This is a genomic window from Inquilinus sp., assembly GCF_057815775.1.
Genome location: NZ_JBYRFX010000721.1, coordinates 1 through 3,863 on the forward strand (window position 1 = coordinate 1; position 3,863 = coordinate 3,863).

The window sequence follows — 3,863 nt, forward strand, 5'->3', positions numbered from 1 at the left end:
TCGATCTCCGCCATCGCCAGCGGCATCTCGCCGAACCACACCACATCCGGCCGCATGCCGCCGCTGGTGCCGCAGGCGGGGCAGGGGGTGTCGACCGACAGGTCGCCGGCCCAGTCGCAACCGCCGCCGCAGGATTCGCAGCGGGCCCGGGCCAGCTGGCCGTGCATGTGGATCAGGCGGCGGCTGCCGGCGCGGTCGTGCAGGTCGTCGACATTCTGGGTGACCAGCAGCACCGGCCCCGGCCAGTCCTGTTCCAGCCGCACCAGCGCCGCATGCGCCGCGTTGGGCTGCACGGCGGGATTGGCCAGGGTGCGGCGCCGGGCGTTGTAGAACTCATGCACCAGGTCGGGGTCGTGGGCGAAGGCCTCGGGCGTCGCCACATCCTCCAGCCGGACCCGGGTCCAGATGCCGCCGGCGTCACGGAAGGTGTCGAGGCCGCTCTCATTCGAGATGCCGGCCCCGGTCAGGATCACGATGGGATCGCCGGGCTCGATGCGCTGCATCCCGCGATCATGGCGGGGACAGGCGGCGTCCTCAACCGGGGATCGGTGTGGGGTGTCTCCTTTGCCACTTCCCCACACCGTCATCGCGAGCGGAGCGACGCGATCCAGTCTTGCAGCCAGAGGCGGCGACAGCCTGGATCGCCACGTCGCTTCGCTCCTCGCGATGACGGTGCTGGTGGGCGAGGCCGGCTCACTCGGGAAAGCGGACATGGGTGCTGCCCAGCCCACGTCAGCCGGTGTCGGGCGGGGATGGCCCGGCATAGGGCGAGCCCGGCGCCCGGTCGCGGGCTTCGGCCAGGGCCCAGTCCTCGCCGGCCCATTGCGACCAGTCGGGCTTGAGGCCGAGGTGCCGGCAGATCAGGGCGACGGTCGCGCCCAGGGGGTGGCCCTGGAAATCCGGGTCCAGATCGGGATCGAGCCCTCTGAGCCGGTCCTTCAGCTTGAACACCAGGGGCAAGGGATTGCCCGGCTCGCACTGGGCGATGGCTTCTTCGACGATGCATTTGACCCGGCGCTTGCGCCACTGCTTGCGCACCTGGTCGGCCGTTTCGGCTTGTGTGGTCGCGACCGCCTGCTGCGGCCCATAGAGAACACGAGCGATACGGGATTGCACCGCCGTGATCTGGACCACCACCCGGGCGTGGCGCTGGAACGCGGCTCTGGCCTCCGTGATCCGGGCCCGGATGGCGGCCGGATCGGCCGGCGCGCCTAGTTCGGGCCGCGGCGGGTCGATCACCTCGGTGTGCATCACCTCGGCCTGCTCCATCGCCATCTCGGCCAGCCGGTCCAGGCGCTGGATCTGCTTCAACGCCAGCGCCCGGCCTGGATCGGCCGGTTCGGCGGGCGTGGGGGAGGTCGGGGCGATGGTCATGAACGTATCATGAACGACCAGCCCGGATGGGCGCAATGAACACTGTGTGACCCCCACCGGTGGCCCTTGCCATCTTGCCGCGCGGCCCAATCTGTTCGGCTATGACGACCAACGCCGCGCTGCCCGTTCCGCTGCCCCTGCCGCCCGACGCCATGGCCGACCTCGCGGCCGCGAAGGCGGTGCTCGAGCAGGATTCGCTGACCGCCCGCCTGTCCGCCCTGGCCGGCACGCCGGTCGAGGCGCTGAAGCGCAACCTGCCGGCCGGCATCCAGTCGGTGCTGGACGGCGCCGTCCGCCGCGCCTTGACCACCGCCCTGCGGGTGGCGCTGCGCAGCCGGCCCGGCCGCCGCGTACCGCTGTTGCCGGAGGCCTGGCTGCATCGCGGCCTGTCGGCGGCCAGCGGTGCCACCGGCGGTGCCTTCGGCCTGCCCGGCACACTGCTGGAGCTGCCGGTTTCCACCGCCCTGCTGCTGCGCCAGATCGCAGCCGAGGCCGCGGCTGCGGGAGAGGATCCGTCCAGCCCCGAAACCGCCATCGAATGCCTGAAGGTGTTCGCCATGGGCCGGCCCGACCCGTCGGACGATGCGGTCGAGACCGGCTATCTCGCCACCCGGATCGCCCTGGCCCGGGCGGTGCCAAGCGCGACCGCGGCGGTGATGCCGAAGTTGGTCTCCGTCGTCGCGGCGCGGTTCAGCGGCCCGGTGCTGCTGAAGCTGTCGGCCCAGGCCGCCCCGGTGCTGGGCGCCGCGGCCGGCGCCGCGGTCAATCTGGCCTTCCTCGAGCATTTCCGGCGCCTGGCGCGCGCCCATTTCGTCGTCCGCCGACTGGAACGCACCTACGGCCTCGCCGCCGTCCGGCTGGCCTATGAGACGGTGAGCCCGCGGAAGGGCCCCGCGCCGGCGACCTTCGCGGAGATCCTCGAACCCGACTGACTCGACGGCCGGGCCTGTCTGGGCATCGGCGTATCTACAATCAGCATGATTAATATGTACTTAAATTTAAACATTGTTGCAGATGTGTAGTTTGTGGAATGGTTTCCGCACCATTGTCGATCAGCCGGCCCGCGCGGCCGGCCGGAGGACGGAACTCATGACCGCTGCCCTTGCCACCACTGCCGACGCCACCCTCGCGTTGCCGCTGCTCGATCTCGGCCAGCTCGATGCCGGCCCGTCGGCGCGCCGGGCCTTCGTGGACGGGCTGCGCAGCGCGGCGCGCGACGTCGGCTTCTTCTACCTGGCGGGGCATGGCGTGCCGGAGACGCTGGTGGACGACGTCCGGGCCGCGTCGCGCCGGTTCTTCGCCCTGCCGGACGCCGACAAGCTGGCGGTCGAGATGGTCAACTCGCCGCATTTTCGCGGCTACACCCGTGCGGCGCGGGAGCTGACGCGTGGCCAGCCGGACTGGCGCGAACAGCTCGACATCGGGGCCGAACGGACGGTGATCCCGCAGGGGCCGGACGTGCCGGTCTGGCTGCGGCTGCAGGGCCCCAACCAGTGGCCGGCGGCGCAGCCGGAGCTGAAGACCGTGCTGCTGCGCTGGCAGGCGGAGCTGACCCGGGTCGCGATCCGGCTGCTCGGCGCCTTCGCCGCGGCGCTGGACCAGCCGGAGGATGCGCTGGAATCGATCTATGGCGACACGCCGAACCAGCACATCAAGATCATCCGCTATCCCGGCCGCGAGGCCACCGGCAGCGACCAGGGTGTCGGCGCGCACAAGGATTCGGGGTTCCTGACCCTGCTGCTGCAGGACCAGCAACGCGGCCTGCAGGTCGAAGGCGAGGGCGGACGCTGGATCGACGCCGTGCCGGTGCCGGGCACCTTCGTGGTCAATATCGGTGAGCTCTTGGAGCTGGCGACCAACGGCTACCTCCGCGCCACGGTGCACCGGGTGATCACGCCGCCGGCCGGGGCCGACCGGCTGTCGGTCGCCTTCTTCCTCGGCGCCCGGCTCGATGCCACCGTGCCGCTGCTGGCCCTGCCGCCGTCCCTGGCGGCCGAGGCGCGCGGCCCGGCCAGCGATCCCGACAACCCGCTGTTCCATGATGTCGGCCCGAACTATCTGAAGGGCCGGCTGCGCTCCCACCCCGACGTGGCCGAGCGCCATTACGCCGATGTCCTGGCGAACCAAGCCGCCACTCCCTGATACGCCGCGCCACCCAAGACTCAGAGAAACCTCATGCTTCGCCTCTTGACCGCCCGCCTCGCGCGGGCGGCCGCCGCTGCCGCTTTGCCTGTCGTCCTGGCGGGCGCCGCCCTGGCCCAGGACGCGCCGCTGCGCGTCGCCGCCGACCCCGTGCCGCATGCCGAGATCCTGGCCTTCGTCCAGCAACAGGCGCCGGATCTGAAGCTCGAGATCATCGAGCTCAGCACCGCCGTCAATCCGAACGAGCTGCTGGCGCATGGCGACATCGACGCCAACTATTTCCAGCACGTGCCCTATCTGCGATCGCAGGAACAGGCGCTGGGCCAGACCTTCGCCGTCGCCGCGAC

At 71.0% G+C, this 3,863-nt stretch carries 5 protein-coding genes; 3 read left to right on the forward strand and 2 right to left on the reverse strand.

Features of this window, described 5'->3' with window-relative positions; genetic code table 11:
• Together AC3XYG_RS25290 and AC3XYG_RS25295 are read right to left on the reverse strand one after the other, a co-directional pair.
• Positions 1 to 503 (reverse strand): Sir2 family NAD-dependent protein deacetylase (locus tag AC3XYG_RS25290; RefSeq protein WP_489142635.1); only part of this gene is annotated, 503 nt, incomplete at its 3' end.
• A 229-nt stretch (positions 504 to 732) separates the two neighbouring features.
• Positions 733 to 1,374, reverse strand: a complete 642-nt coding sequence (locus AC3XYG_RS25295; RefSeq protein WP_489142636.1) for a hypothetical protein — start codon at positions 1,372 to 1,374, stop codon at positions 733 to 735.
• A 101-nt stretch (positions 1,375 to 1,475) separates the two neighbouring features.
• On the opposite strand from AC3XYG_RS25295, the gene AC3XYG_RS25300 reads away from it, so the two are divergent.
• The 3 genes from AC3XYG_RS25300 to AC3XYG_RS25310 all read left to right on the forward strand — a co-directional run.
• A complete protein-coding gene (locus AC3XYG_RS25300) occupies positions 1,476 to 2,306 on the forward strand; it encodes an EcsC family protein (protein WP_489142637.1) in 831 nt (276 codons plus the stop codon).
• 157 nt (positions 2,307 to 2,463) lie between these two features.
• Positions 2,464 to 3,516, forward strand: a complete 1,053-nt coding sequence (locus AC3XYG_RS25305) for an isopenicillin N synthase family dioxygenase (protein WP_489142638.1) — start codon at positions 2,464 to 2,466, stop codon at positions 3,514 to 3,516.
• A gap of 33 nt (positions 3,517 to 3,549) precedes the next feature.
• Positions 3,550 to 3,863: MetQ/NlpA family ABC transporter substrate-binding protein (locus AC3XYG_RS25310; RefSeq protein ID WP_489142639.1), on the forward strand; the 314-nt coding region annotated here is incomplete at its 3' end.

Coding starts and splice junctions, on each gene's coding strand:
- AC3XYG_RS25295 (WP_489142636.1), bottom strand. CDS start 1,374: ATGACCATCGCCCCGACCTCCCCCACGCCCGCCGAACCGGCCGATCCA.
- AC3XYG_RS25300 (WP_489142637.1), top strand. CDS start 1,476: ATGACGACCAACGCCGCGCTGCCCGTTCCGCTGCCCCTGCCGCCCGAC.
- AC3XYG_RS25305 (WP_489142638.1), top strand. CDS start 2,464: ATGACCGCTGCCCTTGCCACCACTGCCGACGCCACCCTCGCGTTGCCG.